Origin of the sequence: Micromonospora sp. NPDC050795 (genome assembly GCF_044456785.1) — a bacterium.
In the GTDB taxonomy this organism is placed as follows: Bacteria; Actinomycetota; Actinomycetes; order Mycobacteriales; family Micromonosporaceae; genus Micromonospora.
The window spans coordinates 94,110-109,461 of sequence record NZ_JBITGE010000003.1; the positions used below are offsets into that span (position 1 = coordinate 94,110).

General features: G+C 71.2%; 14 protein-coding genes. 6 read left to right on the forward strand and 8 right to left on the reverse strand.

Features of this window, described 5'->3' with window-relative positions:
• Positions 1-3: 3 nt before the first annotated feature.
• Positions 4-549 carry a CGNR zinc finger domain-containing protein gene (locus ACIBEF_RS04060; protein ID WP_396790997.1) on the forward strand — a complete coding sequence of 182 codons (546 nt, stop codon included), beginning with the start codon at positions 4-6 and terminating at the stop codon, positions 547-549.
• On the opposite strand, the gene ACIBEF_RS04065 is transcribed toward ACIBEF_RS04060, so the two are convergent.
• The 3 genes from ACIBEF_RS04065 to ACIBEF_RS04075 all read right to left on the reverse strand — a co-directional run bounded on the left by ACIBEF_RS04065 (position 516) and on the right by ACIBEF_RS04075 (position 2,178).
• Positions 516-1,115: a GNAT family N-acetyltransferase gene (locus tag ACIBEF_RS04065; protein WP_396790999.1), complete on the reverse strand. Its 600-nt coding sequence runs from the start codon at positions 1,113-1,115 to the stop codon at positions 516-518. The genes ACIBEF_RS04060 and ACIBEF_RS04065 overlap by 34 nt on opposite strands.
• Before the next feature lie 77 nt (positions 1,116-1,192).
• Complete coding sequence (locus ACIBEF_RS04070; protein WP_210780859.1) at positions 1,193-1,375, reverse strand: DUF397 domain-containing protein; 183 nt, start codon at positions 1,373-1,375, stop codon at positions 1,193-1,195.
• A complete protein-coding gene (locus ACIBEF_RS04075; RefSeq protein WP_396791002.1) occupies positions 1,366-2,178 on the reverse strand; it encodes a Scr1 family TA system antitoxin-like transcriptional regulator in 813 nt (270 codons plus the stop codon). The genes ACIBEF_RS04070 and ACIBEF_RS04075 overlap by 10 nt, the downstream gene beginning before the upstream one ends.
• Before the next feature lie 663 nt (positions 2,179-2,841).
• Between ACIBEF_RS04075 and ACIBEF_RS04080 the strand changes: the two genes are divergently transcribed.
• Positions 2,842-3,132 (forward strand): hypothetical protein, encoded by a 291-nt coding sequence (locus ACIBEF_RS04080; RefSeq protein ID WP_396791004.1) that lies wholly within the window; start codon positions 2,842-2,844, stop codon positions 3,130-3,132.
• Positions 3,133-3,147: 15 nt separating this feature from the next.
• On the opposite strand, the gene ACIBEF_RS04085 is transcribed toward ACIBEF_RS04080, so the two are convergent.
• The 5 genes from ACIBEF_RS04085 to ACIBEF_RS04105 form a co-directional block, all read right to left on the reverse strand.
• Positions 3,148-4,548 carry a class II fumarate hydratase gene (locus ACIBEF_RS04085; RefSeq protein ID WP_396791006.1) on the reverse strand — a complete coding sequence of 467 codons (1,401 nt, stop codon included), beginning with the start codon at positions 4,546-4,548 and terminating at the stop codon, positions 3,148-3,150.
• 44 nt (positions 4,549-4,592) lie between these two features.
• Positions 4,593-7,571 (reverse strand): BTAD domain-containing putative transcriptional regulator, encoded by a 2,979-nt coding sequence (locus tag ACIBEF_RS04090; RefSeq protein ID WP_396791008.1) that lies wholly within the window; start codon positions 7,569-7,571, stop codon positions 4,593-4,595.
• Positions 7,572-7,830: 259 nt separating this feature from the next.
• Positions 7,831-9,498, reverse strand: coding sequence for a fumarate hydratase (locus ACIBEF_RS04095; protein ID WP_396791010.1), 1,668 nt, complete (start codon positions 9,496-9,498; stop codon positions 7,831-7,833).
• 125 nt (positions 9,499-9,623) lie between these two features.
• Positions 9,624-11,060, reverse strand: a complete 1,437-nt coding sequence (locus tag ACIBEF_RS04100) for a PQQ-binding-like beta-propeller repeat protein (protein ID WP_396791012.1) — start codon at positions 11,058-11,060, stop codon at positions 9,624-9,626.
• A gap of 78 nt (positions 11,061-11,138) precedes the next feature.
• Positions 11,139-11,642, reverse strand: coding sequence for an Lrp/AsnC family transcriptional regulator (locus tag ACIBEF_RS04105; RefSeq protein ID WP_396791014.1), 504 nt, complete (start codon positions 11,640-11,642; stop codon positions 11,139-11,141).
• A gap of 139 nt (positions 11,643-11,781) precedes the next feature.
• On the opposite strand from ACIBEF_RS04105, the gene hppD reads away from it, so the two are divergent.
• The 4 genes from hppD (at position 11,782) to hisC (ending at position 15,326) form a co-directional block, all read left to right on the forward strand.
• Positions 11,782-12,987: a 4-hydroxyphenylpyruvate dioxygenase gene (gene hppD / locus ACIBEF_RS04110; protein ID WP_357193834.1), complete on the forward strand. Its 1,206-nt coding sequence runs from the start codon at positions 11,782-11,784 to the stop codon at positions 12,985-12,987.
• 11 nt (positions 12,988-12,998) lie between these two features.
• Positions 12,999-13,157 carry a hypothetical protein gene (locus ACIBEF_RS04115; protein ID WP_396791016.1) on the forward strand — a complete coding sequence of 53 codons (159 nt, stop codon included), beginning with the start codon at positions 12,999-13,001 and terminating at the stop codon, positions 13,155-13,157.
• Positions 13,158-13,233: 76 nt separating this feature from the next.
• Positions 13,234-14,226, forward strand: a complete 993-nt coding sequence (locus ACIBEF_RS04120) for an RDD family protein (protein WP_396791018.1) — start codon at positions 13,234-13,236, stop codon at positions 14,224-14,226.
• Positions 14,223-15,326 (forward strand): histidinol-phosphate transaminase, encoded by a 1,104-nt coding sequence (hisC, locus tag ACIBEF_RS04125; protein ID WP_355005917.1) that lies wholly within the window; start codon positions 14,223-14,225, stop codon positions 15,324-15,326. The genes ACIBEF_RS04120 and hisC overlap by 4 nt, the downstream gene beginning before the upstream one ends.
• Positions 15,327-15,352: the final 26 nt, after the last annotated feature.

Consider the following 15,352-nt stretch of genomic DNA (forward strand, 5'->3'; position numbering starts at 1 on the left):
AAGTTGCTATTCGCTCATGACACCGAATGTTCGCTGATCGCCGCCGCGGCGCTGGTCAACACCGCAGGTCGAGACGGTGAGCTGCTGCCCGACATCGCGGCGCTGGACGCGTTCTTCGTCCGCCACTCCTACAGCGGCCGGCACGAGCACACCGAGGCCGAGCTGCACGCCGTACGGGAGCTGCGGCCCCAACTGCGCCGCATCTGGCACGCCGAACCACCCGAGATCGTCGCTGTGATCAACGGCCTGCTGCTGGAACACAAGGCGCTGCCTCAGCTCATCGAGCACGACGACGAGCCGTACCACCTGCACGCCGTTCCCCGCGACGCGCCGCTGGCCACCCGGATCGCGGTCGAGGCCGCCATGGCGATGGCCGACCTGGTCCGTAGTGGCGAGCTGAGCCGTTTACGGATCTGCGAATACCCGGACTGCGACAACGTCGTCGTCGACCTGTCCCGCAACCGCTCCCGGCGGTTCTGCGAGGCCGGCTGCGGCAACCGCGCCGCGGTGACCGCCTACCGCGCCCGCCGGGCCGCCGGCCGCTCCTGACCGGTGGTCGCCCACTCCTCGGCCCGCACCTCGTACTCCACCTCGCCCTGCTCGGTGCCCGGAATCGGGTGATCCCACTGGAGGTGGAAGGTCCGCACGTAGTGCAACCCGGCCTTCACCATCACCCGCCGGGAGCGTTCGTTCACAGTCATCGTCTCGGCCCAGACCCGGCGCACCCCGACGGTGTCGAAGGCGTACCGCACCAGCGCCCGCGCCCCCTCGGTGGCCAGCCCCCGCCCCCACGTCGGGCGACGCAGCCGATAGCCCAACTCGGCCTCCGTCCCGTCCGCCGACGGGTTCAACGCGAACCAACCCAGGAACTCGCCGGACTCCCGATCGTGCGCCGCCCACCGACCCAGCCCGGGATACCTGTCGTACTGAGCCAGCAGCCTCGGCAACTGCTCGTCCCGCACGGTCGCCGGCGGGGTCGCGACGCCACCGGTGAGAAAACGCATCACCTCGGGGTCGCTGTCCAACTCGACCAGCGCGTCCACGTCGGCAACGGTCAGCCGCCGCAACCGCAGCCGCTCGGTCCTCGCCGGCACACCCACGCCATCGTCACCCACAGCCCGGATCATCCGTCCCGCCCAGGACCCCCGTCGAGCCCTTTTCCCCGGCCGCCGCCGCGGGCGAGGCGGTCGGGTCAGCGCGGGGGCGCGCCCACGAAGAGTCGCCAGGAGTACGCGTCGACAACGAGCACGGGCCCGTCCGAGTCCTTACTGTCGCGCACCCCGACCACCTCCCCGAGATTCGTCGCCACCTCGACGCACTGGTCGTTGGAACCACTCCGGCTGCTCTTACGCCACCGGGCTCGGGTCAACTCCACGACTCGGCCACTTCCCTCAGCAACTCGATCGACTCCTGCGGTGGCAATGCCTGCCCGAGGGTAGCTTCCCAGGTCCGTTGTAGACGCAACAGATCCGCAGGCCGATCGAGTTCTTGGCCGCCGATTTGGCCACCAAGGTAGGCAAGATCGCTATGGTCGGCCACGGTGGCAAGGATGAATGGTCCGTTCAGGCCGGGGTACTCCTCGGCCGAGCGGGGCACCACATGGAGCTGAACCCGCGGATGCTCGGTCGCCAGGCGCGCCAGGTGCAGAGACTGCTCGCACATGACCTTCCGGCCGCCGACGCGTCGCCTCAGCACCGACTCGTCGAGCACCGCGACTACGTGCGGGGGGTGATCTCCGTAAAGAACCTGCTGACTGTCCATCCGGTCCGTCAGTCGACGCTCGACCTCATCGGCATCGAGCAGTCGGTCCGACTCGAAGATGGCACGGGCATAGCCTTCGGTCTGCAGCAGCCCAGGGACATGTAGCGGGTCGAACCATCGCAGCTCCCGCGCCTCCGCGAGGATCGCACGCCAGCCGCGCAGCCAGACCTGAGCCTTGTCCAGGCTGACCAGTTCGGTGGACATGCGGCCGAAGAGGCCGCCGGTGTCCAGGGCACGGTCGACGAGTTCCAGGTACTTGGCGGTAGGCGGCTGCTGGCCCAACTCGACGGCGCTGACCATCGACGCCGAGTAGTTGACCGCCTTGGCCAGCTCGTCCTGACTCCAGCCACGCCGAGCCCGCGCCCGGCGCAGCTCCGCGATCAGGAACGCCGCCGCCGTCATCTGTCCATCGGCCATGCCGTGCCCGCCCTCCACCCCGCCGACGATCATCTCCAGCCGGCCGCCAGCGGCGGTGCCACCCGAAACAGGGCGACTATGACGACGCGGCCAAACCCTTCCGACCGTAGTCGCCTGATCACCACACTGTGAAGCGCGGCACCGCTCCCCGTCCCCCGGGATCTGCCGGCGCCGCACGGGACCGCCCGCTCCCCCGTGCCGGGCGGTCCCACCTCCGCGACAGCCCGCACCGGAGTGAGCCACGGCCGGAGCGCACCAGCCAGGACAAGCGAAGGTGATGCCACAAACGAGTCAGGTCCAAAGGATCCGCCCAAGACGTCCCCGGAGGGCGACTCGCTCTGCCGAGCCCGGTAGCCCGGTGGCCCCGGGCGGGCCGTCGCCGGGCGGGCCGTCGCCAGGCGCACTGCCCCCGGGCGCACTGCCGGGCGCGCCGTCGCCGGGCGCACTGCCGGGCGCGCCGTCGCCGGGCGCGCCCACGCCCCGACCTCGACCACGCCCACCCGACCCACCACGCAAGATCGTGCTCGATCGTGGAAACAGTGGGGTCCTGGCGAGCGGAGGCCACTACATCCAGGATCGAGCGCGATCTTGGAGCAGCCCGGCCCGGGCAGCGGGCAGCGGGGTGATGCCACAAACGATTCAGCTCGAAAGGAAGGCCACCGCATGCGCCGGACTGCTCCGGACAACCCCGCGACGACGCCGTGCCGGCCGCACCTGGCCCTGCGCCCGCTCTGGCTCTGCCGAGTCTGCGCCGCGCCCTGGCCGTGCTCGGTCGCCCGACTCACCCTCCGCCGGGAGTACGCGCACGACCGGATCGGACTGAGCATCTACCTGTGCACGGTCCTGCACGAGGCGGCCGCCGACCTGTATCGACTCAACCCGCACGACGGCCCCGATCCCGCCGCGCTCTTCACCCGCTTCCTCGGCTGGGCGAGGCCACGGCACCTGTACTGAGCAGGCCAGGACGGGTCAGGGGTGGGTCATCCGGAGCAGGTCCAACGTCTCGTCAAGCTGGGTCTCGGTGAGCTTGCCGGAGTCGACGTGGCCCCGGGAGATGACCACCTCGCGGATGGAGGTCTGCTTGGCCAGCGCCTCCTTGGCGATCGACGCGGCCTCGTCGTACCCCAGGTAGCGGTTGAGTGGGGTGACGATCGACGGTGAGCCCTCGGCGTACGCCAGACAGACCTCGGCGTCCGCGACCAGGCCGACCACCAGGCGGTCGGCGAAGAGTCGGCTCACCGCGGAGAGCAAGCGGATCGACTCCAGCAGGTTGCGACCCATCACCGGGAGCATCACGTTCAGCTCGAAGTCGCCCTGTGAGCCGGCGAACCCGACTGCCGCGTCGTTGCCGATCACCTGAGCGCAGACCTGCCGCATCGCCTCGGCGACCACCGGGTTGACCTTGCCCGGCATGATCGACGAGCCGGGCTGGAGGTCCGGGATGCGCAGCTCGCGCAGGCCGGCACGGGGGCCGGAGCCCATCCAGCGGATGTCATTGGCGATCTTGTAGAGGCCGACCGCCAGGGTCCGCAGTTGACCCGAGGTTTCCACCAGCGCGTCCCGGGCGCCCTGCGCCTCGAAGTGGTTGCGCGCCTCGCTCAGCGGCAACCCGGTCGACTCACGCAGCTTGTCGATCACGGCGGCGGCGAAGCCGAGCGGGGTGTTGATCCCGGTCCCCACGGCGGTGCCGCCCAACGGCAGCTCGGCCAGCCGGGGCAGCGCACCCTCCAGCCGTTCGATCCCGTAGCGGACCTGGGCGGCGTACCCACCGAACTCCTGGCCGAGAGTGACCGGGGTGGCGTCCATCAGGTGGGTACGCCCGGCCTTGACCACCGTCTCGAACTCGGCGGCCTTGGCCTCCAGCGCGTCCGCCAGGTGCGCCAGCGACGGCAGCAGGTCTTCGACGATGAACTGGGTGGCCGCCAGGTGGATCGAGGACGGGAAGACGTCGTTGCTCGACTGGGAGGCGTTGACGTGGTCGTTCGGGTGCACCGGTGAGCCCAGCTCCCGGGTGGCCAGAGTCGCGATCACCTCGTTGGTGTTCATGTTCGACGAGGTTCCCGAGCCGGTCTGGAACACGTCGACAGGGAACTGGTCGTCGTAACCACCGTCGGCCACGTGCGCGGCCGCGGCGGCGATCGCGGCGGCCACGTTGGCGTCGATCACGCCCAGTTCACCGTTGACCTCGGCCGCCGCGCCCTTGATCTGGGCGAGGGCCTTGATCTGGGCCGGTTCGAGGCCCCGGCCGGAGATGGGGAAGTTCTGCACCGCACGCTGGGTCTGCGCCCGCCACAGCGCCTCGGCGGGCACCTCCACCTCGCCCATCGAGTCGCGTTCGATGCGGTAACCGGTCGCCTCTGGAGTCGTCACGCGTCCCATCCTGCCGCGCCCGTGGCCGACTCGCAGATGATCCGTCAGCCCAACTCGGTGAGCAGCCGTTCCACCTCGTGCTGGTCCGGCGACTCGATCTGCCGGAACAGCGCCAGCGCGCGGGTCAGGTGCGCCCGCGCCGCCGCCGGGTCGGTCGCCAGCAAACAGCGGCCGATGCCCTCCAGCGCCCGACCCTGCTCGTGTAGGGAACCCAGCCCGGTAGCGTCGACGAGAACCCGACGATGCAGGTCGAGGGCGCTGCTCACATCCCCCTGATCCAGGATGGCTCGGGCCAGCAGGTTGCGCGAGCCGCACTGGCCGACGCGATCCCCCGCCTCGGTCATCGCGACCAGCGCTGCACGGTGCAGGTCAGCGGCCCCTTCCGGACGGCCGGCCTCCCGTTCCATCATCCCGATCTCGTTGAGCACCTCACCCTCACCGAACCGGGCGCCCATCTGACGCTTGAAACGCAGCGCCACCCGCAACAACCGTGCGGCAGGCACCACGTCGCCCATCCGATGTCGGACCATCCCGAGGTGCCCGAGGGCATTGCCGAGTCGCCGCGTGTCGCCAACCTCGCGGGCCATCCCCAGGTGCCGCCGAGCGGTGCGCAGCGCCTCGTCGTGCCGTCCCCAGAACAGCAGGGTGATCGTCAGGTTGTTGAGTTCGTTCGCCAGCGCCGTCGTGTCGCGCATCCGCGTCGCCAGCGCCCGAGCAGAGTCGTAGGACTCGCGAGCCCGGCGGAACTGAAAGTTGGCCGCGTACGCGGTGCCCAGGTTGCCCAGAGTGTTGCGATATTCGTATTGCAGACCCAGGCGGCGGAAGATGTCGAGTGACCTCTCCATCACCCGGATCGCCGTGGGGAAATCACCCAGCCGGTAATGGGCCGAGGCGAGATAGTTGAGCGTCATCCCCACCGCCCTGTCGTCACCCAACTTCTCGGCGGCGCGCAGGCCGATGCTGTGTGTCTCAATCAGTTCATCCAGGCGACCGCTCTCGAACTGGGCGTGCCAGCAGGCTCTCGCCAACTGCCAGCAGTAGCGGGGAAACCCCTCGGTCTCCGCCAACCGGACCAGGGCTGTCCATGCGGCCAGGTTCTCGTCGAGCCAGGCTCGACCCTGCTCGGCGACGAGCATGACCAGGTCAGGGCGGAGCGGCTCCCCCACCACGATCAGCGAGCGGAGCGCGGAGAGTTCCCTCTCGCGGGCGATCGCCGTGGCGACGTGCAGGTGGTGATCGAGCAGACGCTCGATGCCGCCCCGTCGCTCGACCGTCCGCTCCGGCTCGGCCACCAGCGTCCGCGCGTACTCCCGGACCAGGTCGTGCAACCGGTACCGGCCCGGCTCCGCCTCCTCCACCAGGTGCGCGTCGACCAACTCGTCCAGCAGGTCCTGGGCCTCGGGTAGGGACAGCTCGGCCAGTACGGCGGTGACCGAGCTGTCGAACCGTACCCCCGGGTGTAGGCCCAACAACCGGAACGCGCGCTGCGCGACCGGGGTCACCTGGGCGTACGACAGTGCGAAGGCGCGGCCGACCGACCGCTCGCCCACGTCGAACTCGGCCAACGGATCTGGTCGGCTGGTCAGCCGCTCGGCCAGGTCGGCGATTCGCCAATGGGGTCGGTGTGCCAGTCGGGCACCGGCCAGCCGGATGGCCAGCGGCAGGTGTCCGCAGCGTCGGACGACCTCGGTGGCCGCCTCCGGCTCCGCCGCCACCCGGGCCGCGCCGACGACCCGCCCGAGCAATTCGACCCCCTCGTCGGTGTCGAGCACAGGCAGCGACGACGGCCGTCCCTCGTCCACCCCGACCAGCCGGCGACGGCTGGTGATCAGGATCAGGCAGTGCGAGCCGTTAGGCAGCAGCGGCGTCACCTGATCGGCGGTCGCCGCGTTGTCGAGTACCAGCAGGGCACGTCGACCGGCAAGCTGGCTACGCCAAAGCGCCAACCGGTCGTCCTGGCTCGTCGGCACCCTCTCGGCGGGCACACCGAGCTGCCGCAGGAGCGTGGCGACCGCCGCGGCCGGCGTCAACGGAGTGCGCTCGCTGTGCCCGTGCAGGTCGATGTAGAGCTGGGCGTCCGGGTAGTCGTCTGCGAGAGCGGTGGCGAGATGCACCGCGAGGGTGGTCTTGCCGCTGCCCGCCATGCCGTCGATGAGCTGGATCCGGGCGCCGGCCTCCACCTCCTTGACCAGGCGGGCCAACGTCTGCTGTCTGCCGGTGAAGTCGCCGATCGCCCGGGGCAGCGAGCGGACCGGAGCGGTCGGCCGCGCTTCCCGACCGGCTAGGGCCAGGTCACCGGCGAGCACCCGCTGGTGCAGCTCCTGCAACTCGGTGCCCGGCTCGATGCCCAGGTCGTCGGCGTAGAGCCGCCGGCCCTCCCGGTAGACCGCGAGCGCGTCGGCCTGCCGCCCGACCGCGGACAGTGCCAGCATCAGTTGGCCGCGCAGCCGCTCCCGCAACGGGTACCGGTCGACGCTCTCCGCCAGCTCCTCGACGATCTCGGCTGCCTGACCGAGGCGCAGCTCGACGTCGACGCACTCCTCCAGGGCGGTGAGACGCTGCTCGTCGAGTGCCTGGGCACGGCGGCGGACGCTCCGGCTCGGGATTCCACCCAGCGCCGGCCCGCGCCACAACGCCAGGGCGGCGCGGAATTCGGCACGCGCGTCGACCAGGCGACCGGCCGTGGCGGCGGCTCGCGCCGCCTCCACACCCCTGGTGAAGACCTCGGCGTCCAGGTCGGTCGGTGCCGTACGCACCCCGTACCCCGCCGGGTCGGTGACGATGAGGTCCGGTGCCAGCTCTAGTTCGGTGAACCGGCGACGCAACCGCGACACGCAGGTCTGCAACTGCGCCCGCGCGGTGGCCGGCGGGCGGTTCTCCCACACCGCGTCGACCAGTTCGTCGACCGGCACGAGCCGGCCGGCCCGCAACAGAAGCATGGCGAGCACGATCCGGTCGCGTCCGGCGGTGACAGTGGACTCGCCACCGCCCACCCGCAGGGGCCCCAGGATCCCGAACCGCATCTGCTCTCCCGCGTCGGTGATGCAACTGCCAGCAGAGTAGTCCGGTGGTGACGGATCGCCTCGGCCAGGCGATAGCGATGTGAGAGCGGATCGACAGCGGTGCGCAGCACACTCCTTACAGGTTGTCGGTGACGGCATCCGACGGGGGCGGTGCGCCCGTCCCACCCCAGCGGGGCGGGCGTACCGATGTCGGCAGAGCACGGACGACAGGACGGGCGCCGGGCGAGTTCGCCCGGCGCCCGTTCGCGTGCCTGTCGGGTCAGCGGCGGCCGACGGTGAGCACCGGCTTGGTGACCTCGGCGAAGAAGTCGTTGCCCTTGTCGTCGACCACGATGAAGGCGGGGAAGTCCTCCACCTCGATCTTCCAGACCGCCTCCATGCCCAGCTCCGCGTATTCGAGGACCTCGACGTGCTTGATGCAGTCCTGGGCGAGGCGGGCTGCGGGGCCGCCGATCGAGCCGAGGTAGAAGCCGCCGTGCTGCCGGCAGGAGCGGGTCACCTGACCCGACCGGTTGCCCTTGGCCAGCATCACCTGGGAGCCGCCGGCGGCCTGGAACTTCTCCACGTAGGCGTCCATCCGGCCGGCGGTGGTCGGGCCGAACGAGCCGGACGCGTACCCCTCGGGGGTCTTCGCCGGGCCGGCGTAGTAGACCGCGTGGTCACGCAGGTACTGCGGCATCGGCTCCCCGGCGTCCAACCGCTCGGCGATCTTGGCGTGGGCGATGTCCCGGGCGACCACGAGCGGCCCGGAGAGCGAGAGGCGCGTCTTCACCGGGTACTTCGACAGCTCGGCGCGGATCTCGTCCATCGGCCGGTTCAGGTCGACCCGGACGACCAGCTCGGCGTCGAGCGCATCGTCGGTGACGTCGGGCAGGAACCGCGCCGGGTCGGTTTCGAGCCGCTCCAGCCACACACCCGACGGGGTGATCTTGGCGACGGCCTGGCGGTCCGCCGAGCAGGAGACGGCGATCGCCACCGGACAGGACGCCCCGTGCCGGGGCAACCGGACCACCCGTACGTCGTGGCAGAAGTACCGCCCACCGAACTGCGCGCCGATGCCGAAGTTGCGGGTCAGCTCCAGCACCTCCGCCTCCAGCTCCAGGTCGCGGAAGCCGTGCGCGCTCATCGAGCCGGCGGTCGGCAGCGCGTCGAGATACTTGGCGCTGGCGTACTTCGCGGTCTTCAGCGCGTACTCGGCGGAGGTGCCGCCGATGACGATGGCCAGGTGGTACGGCGGGCAGGCCGCGGTGCCGATCAGCCGCAGCTTCTCCTCCAGGAACTGCATCATCCGCGTCGGATTGAGCAGCGCCTTCGTCTCCTGGTAGAGGTAGGACTTGTTGGCCGAGCCACCGCCCTTGGCCATGAACAGGAACTTGTACGCGTCGGGGTGCCCGTCCGGGTCCTCGGCGTACAGGTCCACCTGGGCGGGCAGGTTGCTGCCGGTGTTCCGCTCGTCCCACATGGTCAGCGGGGCGAGCTGGGAGTAGCGCAGATTGAGCTTGGTGTACGCCTGGTAGACGCCCCGGGAGATGGCCTCCGCGTCGGCACCGTCGGTCAGCACGTGCCGACCGCGTTTGCCCATCACGATGGCGGTGCCGGTGTCCTGACACATGGGCAGGACACCGCCGGCGGCGATGTTGGCGTTACGCAGCAGGTCCAGCGCGACGAACCTGTCGTTCGGCGAGGCGGCCGGGTCGTCGATGATCGCCCGGAGCTGCGCCAGGTGCGCGGGGCGCAGGAAGTGCGCGATGTCGTGCATCGCCTCGGCGGTCAGCGCGGTGAGCGCTGCCGGTTCCACAGTGAGGAACCGACGGCCTCCCGGGCCGTGTACGACGTCCACGCCCTCGTCGGTGACCAGGCGATAGTCCGTCTGGTCGGGACCGGTCGGCAGCAGAGGGGCGTACGAGAATGCGGCGGCACTGCTCATGAGCGGCAAGCCTAGGGCAGACCGGTCGATCACTCCCACCCGCCGGGCGGGTCCTGGGACGCCGCTCTCATCCACCGGGCGTGCCGGGCCTCACCGCCATCCGCATCATGAGGCGGACGGCCCGCTCAGCCGTCCTTGCCGCCACCCGGTTCGGGGCAGAGTTCCCCCTTCGGCCCGCAGTCGCCGTCGTCCGGCCCGCCGGGGCCGGGGCCGCCCGGCCCGGGATTCCCACCGTCGTCGGGAGGTCGGGCGGGCGAGCTTCCGGACGCGCCGAAGCGGACGTACCCGATCTCCCGCCCCTCGCCGATGATCATTCCCTGTGATCCGACGGCGAGGGCGTTCGCCGAGGTGCGCAGAACGGCCAACTCCCGGCCGGTGCGCGGGTCCAGTGCCGCCAGCCGGGACGGCTTCTCGTCGGCCACCACCGCCGCGTACGGGGTGAGCGCGGCCCCGGCCTTGCCGCTGGCCTGCCGCGTCCAGAGCACCTTCTCGGTGCCCAGCTCACGGGCGATGACCGAGCGTTTGTCGGCGGCCCGGAACACCGCCGAACGGTCGTCCACCGCGATCAGCTTGGTGCCCGGCTCACCGACCCAGAGCAGCCGGCCGTCGTACCCGTCGATGACGGTCTCGCGGCCGTCCGGGGCGACGCCGATCAGCACGTTGCGCGCACCCTGCGGGTCCTCGCGTTGCACGCAGCCGGCGGAGTCGGCGGTGCGCAGGTTGATGCCGGCCCGCTGCCAGGCCTCCTGCCCGGTCGCCGAGTCCCGGGCGGAGATGGCGAAGTAGCAGGTGCCGTCCTGGGATCGGGCGGAGATGCGCAGCAGCCGGCCGCCCACCACGGAGAGCCGCTCCTCCCGGCCGGGCTCGACGTTCTGCAGCACCCGGCCGGTGGCGGTGTCGACCACGTGGACCCGACCGTCGACCGGGAAGCCCAGCAGCGGCGGCGCGGCTTCCGCCCCGGCCACACCGTCGTCGATCCGGGTGGAGGTGAGCCGGCGGGTGCCGCGCAGACCCGGGTTGTCGGCGAGCAGGCCGCTGTGCACCCCGGGCAGGAAGGCCGTCCAGAGCGGCGTCGTGCCACGCGGGTCCCAGGCGCTCAGGGTGCAGTCGGTGGCGTCCGTGCAGCTGGCGTCGAGGAGCAGGTTGCGGTACGTCCAGACGGCCACCGCGTCATCGTCACGCCGACGGGTAACCCCGGTCGTCGGGTCGAGCAGCTCGTACCCCTTGACCAGGAGCTTGCCCACGGCCACGACCGGATCCCGGTCACCACCGGCGACCGCCGCCCAGTCCGCCTTGCGCTCCCAGAGCTGAGCCCCGGTGGCCAGGCTGCGGGCCTCGACCCGGGTGCGCTGCTCGACCACCACGGCGTCGCCGGCGATGGTCACGCTGCGCGGAGTGCCGCCGACCCGTTGCTGCCAGACCACGTCGGGCTCGGAGATGGGTTCGCTGCGGTCCACCCAGTCCCACAGGCCGGGGAACGGGTTCCACACGCCGGTCGCGGCGAGCGCGACGACCACGGCGAGGCCGAGCAGCAGCCCACCGCGCACGCTCCCCTTCGCCACCCGCACACCGTAGCCACGATCACGGATCTTCCGTACGCCCGCGCCGCCGTGTCGCCGCGCTTTCTACGCTCGGAGGTGTTACAGCGCCCTTCCGTCCAGCCGAACAGCGCTGCGCACCAGCGGAAGGGTGCGGTAGGGGATCTGCTCGGCCAGCGCGATGATCGTCGAGGCGCGGGTGATGCCGGCGGACGAGACGATCTGGTCGATGACCCGTTGCAGGTCGGTGTTGGACCGGGCCACGATCCGGCAGAGCAGGTCGCTGGAGCCGGTGATGGTGTGCGCCTCCAGCACCTCGGGGATGGCGGCGAGGTGAGCGGTGACCGGGTCGTGACCGTGCCGCTGAGTGATTTCCAGGGTGACGAAGCTGGTCACCCCGAACCCGATCGCGGCCGGCGCGATCTCGGGGCCGAAGCCCTTGATGACCTGCCGCTCGACGAGCTTGCCCAGCCTCGCCTGCACGGTGCCCCGGGCCACCCCGAGCCGCCGGGAGCACTCCAGCACCCCGATGCGCGGCTCCTCGGCGAGCAGTTCGATCAAGCGCACGTCGAGCGCGTCGAGCTGTACATTCTGCTCACCATTCATAAGTGACGACCATACCGAATGCGCAACCTGACCAGCATTTCTGCCGACAGTTGCCCACTCGATGCCGGGGCAGCGATCCTCGCCTCAAGAACCGACCACGGCGGCCCACAAGGCCGGCCGGTACGCGAGGGAGCCCACCATGACCCAGGCGATCGACCGACCCAAGTCGACCGAGGACGTCGACGTCGACCGGCTCGTCGGCGCTGTCGACCACGACATCAGCCACGACCCGTTCCCGGTCCGGGGCCTCGACCACGTGCACTTCCTGGTCGGCAACGCCAAGCAGGCCGCCCACTACTACTCCACCGCCTTCGGCATGACCTGCGTGGCGTACCGCGGCCCCGAGCAGGGCTACCGGGACCACGCCCAGTACGTGCTGACCAGCGGCTCGGCCCGGTTCGTGCTGACCGGCGCGGTGCGCCCGGACGCCGAGGGCGCCGAGCACGTGGCCCGGCACAGCGACGGGATCAGCGACATCGCGCTGGAGGTCCCGAACGTGGACGCCGCGTACGCGCACGCCATCGCGCAGGGCGCCGCCAGCGTCGTCGAGCCGCACGACGTGACCGACGAGCACGGCACCGTCCGGATGGCCGCCATCGCCGCGTACGGCGACACCCGGCACACGCTGGTCGACCGGTCCCGCTACACCGGCCCGTTCCTGCCCGGCTTCGTGGCCCGGGGCCCGATCGTGGACCGGCAGCCGATGATCGACGCCGGCATCCAGCCGAAGCGCTTCTTCCAGGCCGTCGACCACGTGGTCGGCAACGTGGAGCTGGGCCGGATGGACGAGTGGGTCGAGTTCTACAAGCGGGTGATGGGCTTCTCCAACATGGCGGAGTTCGTCGGCGACGACATCGCCACCGACTACTCGGCGCTGATGAGCAAGGTCGTGGCGAACGGCACCCGCAAGGTGAAGTTCCCGCTCAACGAGCCGGCGATCGCCCGCAAGAAGTCCCAGATCGACGAGTACCTGGAGTTCTACCAGGGTCCGGGCGCGCAGCACATCGCCGTCGCCACCAACGACATCCTTGCCAGCGTCGACGCGATGCGCGCTGCCGGCCTGGAGTTCCTGGACACCCCGGACTCGTACTACGACGACCCTGAGCTGCGTGAGCGGATCGGCAAGGTGCGGGTACCGATCGAGGAACTGAAGGCCCGCAAGATCCTGGTCGACCGGGACGAGGACGGCTACCTGCTCCAGATCTTCACCAAGCCGGTGCAGGACCGTCCGACTGTCTTCTTCGAGCTGATCGAGCGGCACGGCTCGCTGGGCTTCGGCAAGGGCAACTTCAAGGCGCTCTTCCAGGCGATCGAGCGGGAGCAGGAAGCCCGCGGCAACCTGTAACACTTGCGAGCGTGACGCAACCTCCGTCGTACCCGACGCCGCCGGCCGGTGGGCCCCGACCCACCGCCGGCGGCTTCGCGCCGCCGCCCGGACCAAACCCCCAGGGGTACGCCCCGCAGTACCGCCGTGCCGAGTTCGAGGGAACAGCCGTCGTTAAGGTGTCCCAGTGAGCGAGCGCAGCGAGCGAACCAGCAGGCTCAGTAACGTGGCGCCTCGCGCCGTCGCGAAGCGAAGCGGAGCGACGGCGTGAGCGTGCAACCTGGTTGGTACGTCGACCCCGCCGACACCGAGACCCGGCGTTACTGGGACGGCGAGGGTTGGCTCGGTGCGCCCATTCCCGTCGACGCGACTCCGCCGGACGGTCCGCCGCCGGCCGAGCCGCCGCCCGCGCCGGTCACCCCGGCCGCGCCGGCGGCGTCGACGACCCCCGAATCGGCGACCGGCGCGCCGGGCTGGTCGTCCCAGCAGGGACCACCTCCTGGGTACGGCCCGCAACCGGGGCACGGCCCGGGATGGGGACCACAGGCCGGCCCTCCCGGCTGGGGCCCGCAGGGCGGTCCGTCGGGCTGGGCACCACCGGGCGCCCCTCCCGGCTGGGCACCCCCGGCCGGTCACCCCGGCTGGCCCGGACGTCCGCCGGAACCGCGACCGCACGGCTTCAGGTTGGCCGGCTACGGCCGTAGGTTGGTCGCCCGGCTGATCGACTTCGGTCTCGTCCTCGCACTGAACGTGGTTGTCAACGGCTGGTTCGTCTGGCGCTGGGCGCAGGAGTGGGCGCCGTACTGGCAGGAGGTCTTCCGGCGCGCCTCGCGTGGCGACACCTCCGCCGACGGCCTGCCGCTCCCCAGTGAGCAGGCGAATTCTCTGCTGGTGGCGATCCTGCTGATCGCCACCGCGCTCTGGCTGGCGTACGAGGTGCCGACGATGGCCTCCGGCGGGCAGACAGTCGGCAAGCGGGTCATGCGGATCCGGGCGGTGCCGATGGCCGCCGACCAGCCGCTGGGCTTCCGCCGGGCGCTGAGCCGCTGGAGCACGATGGGCCTGCCGACACTGCTCTGGTACTGCGCCGGGCTCGGCCTGGTGCTGCAACTGGTCGACGCCCTCTCCCCCCTCTTCGACCACCCCCTGCGCCAGGCGCTGCACGACAAGCGCGCACAGACGGTGGTCGTCGAAGTCCCTCAACACACCGACACCGCCCCCTCGAACGACCGTAACCAGCCCCCGGGAGACACCCCATGACCGACTCCGGACGTCACCAGCCGGCGCTGCGGCTGACCCGCGTCGACCTGGACGCGCTGCCCAGCTACGTGCCGGGGCGCAGCCCCGCCGACCTGGCCCGCGAGTTGGGCCTGCCGGAGGCCATCAAGTTGGCCAGCAACGAGGTGCCGTACGGTCCGCTGCCCGGCGTCGTGGAGGCGGTCACCGAGGCCATCACCACCTCGCACCGCTACCCGGACATGGGCGTGGTCGCGCTGCGCGACGCGCTGGCCCAGCGGTACGGGGTGGACGCCGACCGGATCGCCACCGGCTGCGGTTCGGTGGCGCTGGCCGAGCACCTGGTGCGTGCCACCTGCCTGCCCGGCGACGAGGTGCTCTACTCGTGGCGGTCCTTCGAGGCGTACCCGATCATCGTGGCGACCAGCGGCGCGACCAGCGTCCGGGTGCCCAACGACGCCGGGCACGGGCATGACCTGGCGGCGATGGCGGCGGCGGTGACCGACCGGACCCGGGTGATCTTCGTCTGCAACCCGAACAACCCCACCGGTACGGCGGTGCGCCGCGCCGAACTGGACCGGTTCCTCGACGCGGTGCCGGACGACGTGCTGGTGGTCATCGACGAGGCGTACCGGGAGTTCGTCACCGACGCGGAGGTGCCGGACGGTCTCGACTACCTGGACCGGCCGAACGTGGCGGTGCTGCGCACGCTGTCGAAGGCGTGGGGGCTCGCCGGGCTGCGGATGGGGTGGCTCGTTGCCCAGCCGGTGGTGGCCGCCGCCATCCGCAAGGTGGCGACCCCGTTCTCCAGCAGCACGGCAGCCCAGGCCGGGGCGCTCGCCGCGCTGACCCAGGTGGCGGAGATGGAGCGCCGCTGCGCCCTGGTCGTCGCCGATCGGGACCGGGTCACCGAGGCGCTGCGCAAGTTCGTGCCCGAGGTGCCGACGAGCCAGGCCAACTTCGTCTGGCTGCCGCTGGGCGAGCGGGCCGTGGCGTTCGGCAAGGCGTGCGAGGCGCGCGGGGTGATCGTGCGGCCGTTCGCCGGGGACGGGGTCCGGGTCACCATCGGCACCCCGGCCGAGAACGACGCGTTCCTGGCTGCGGCCGAGGCCGCGCTGGCCTGAGCAAGCCCGACCACCGTCTCCGGCCG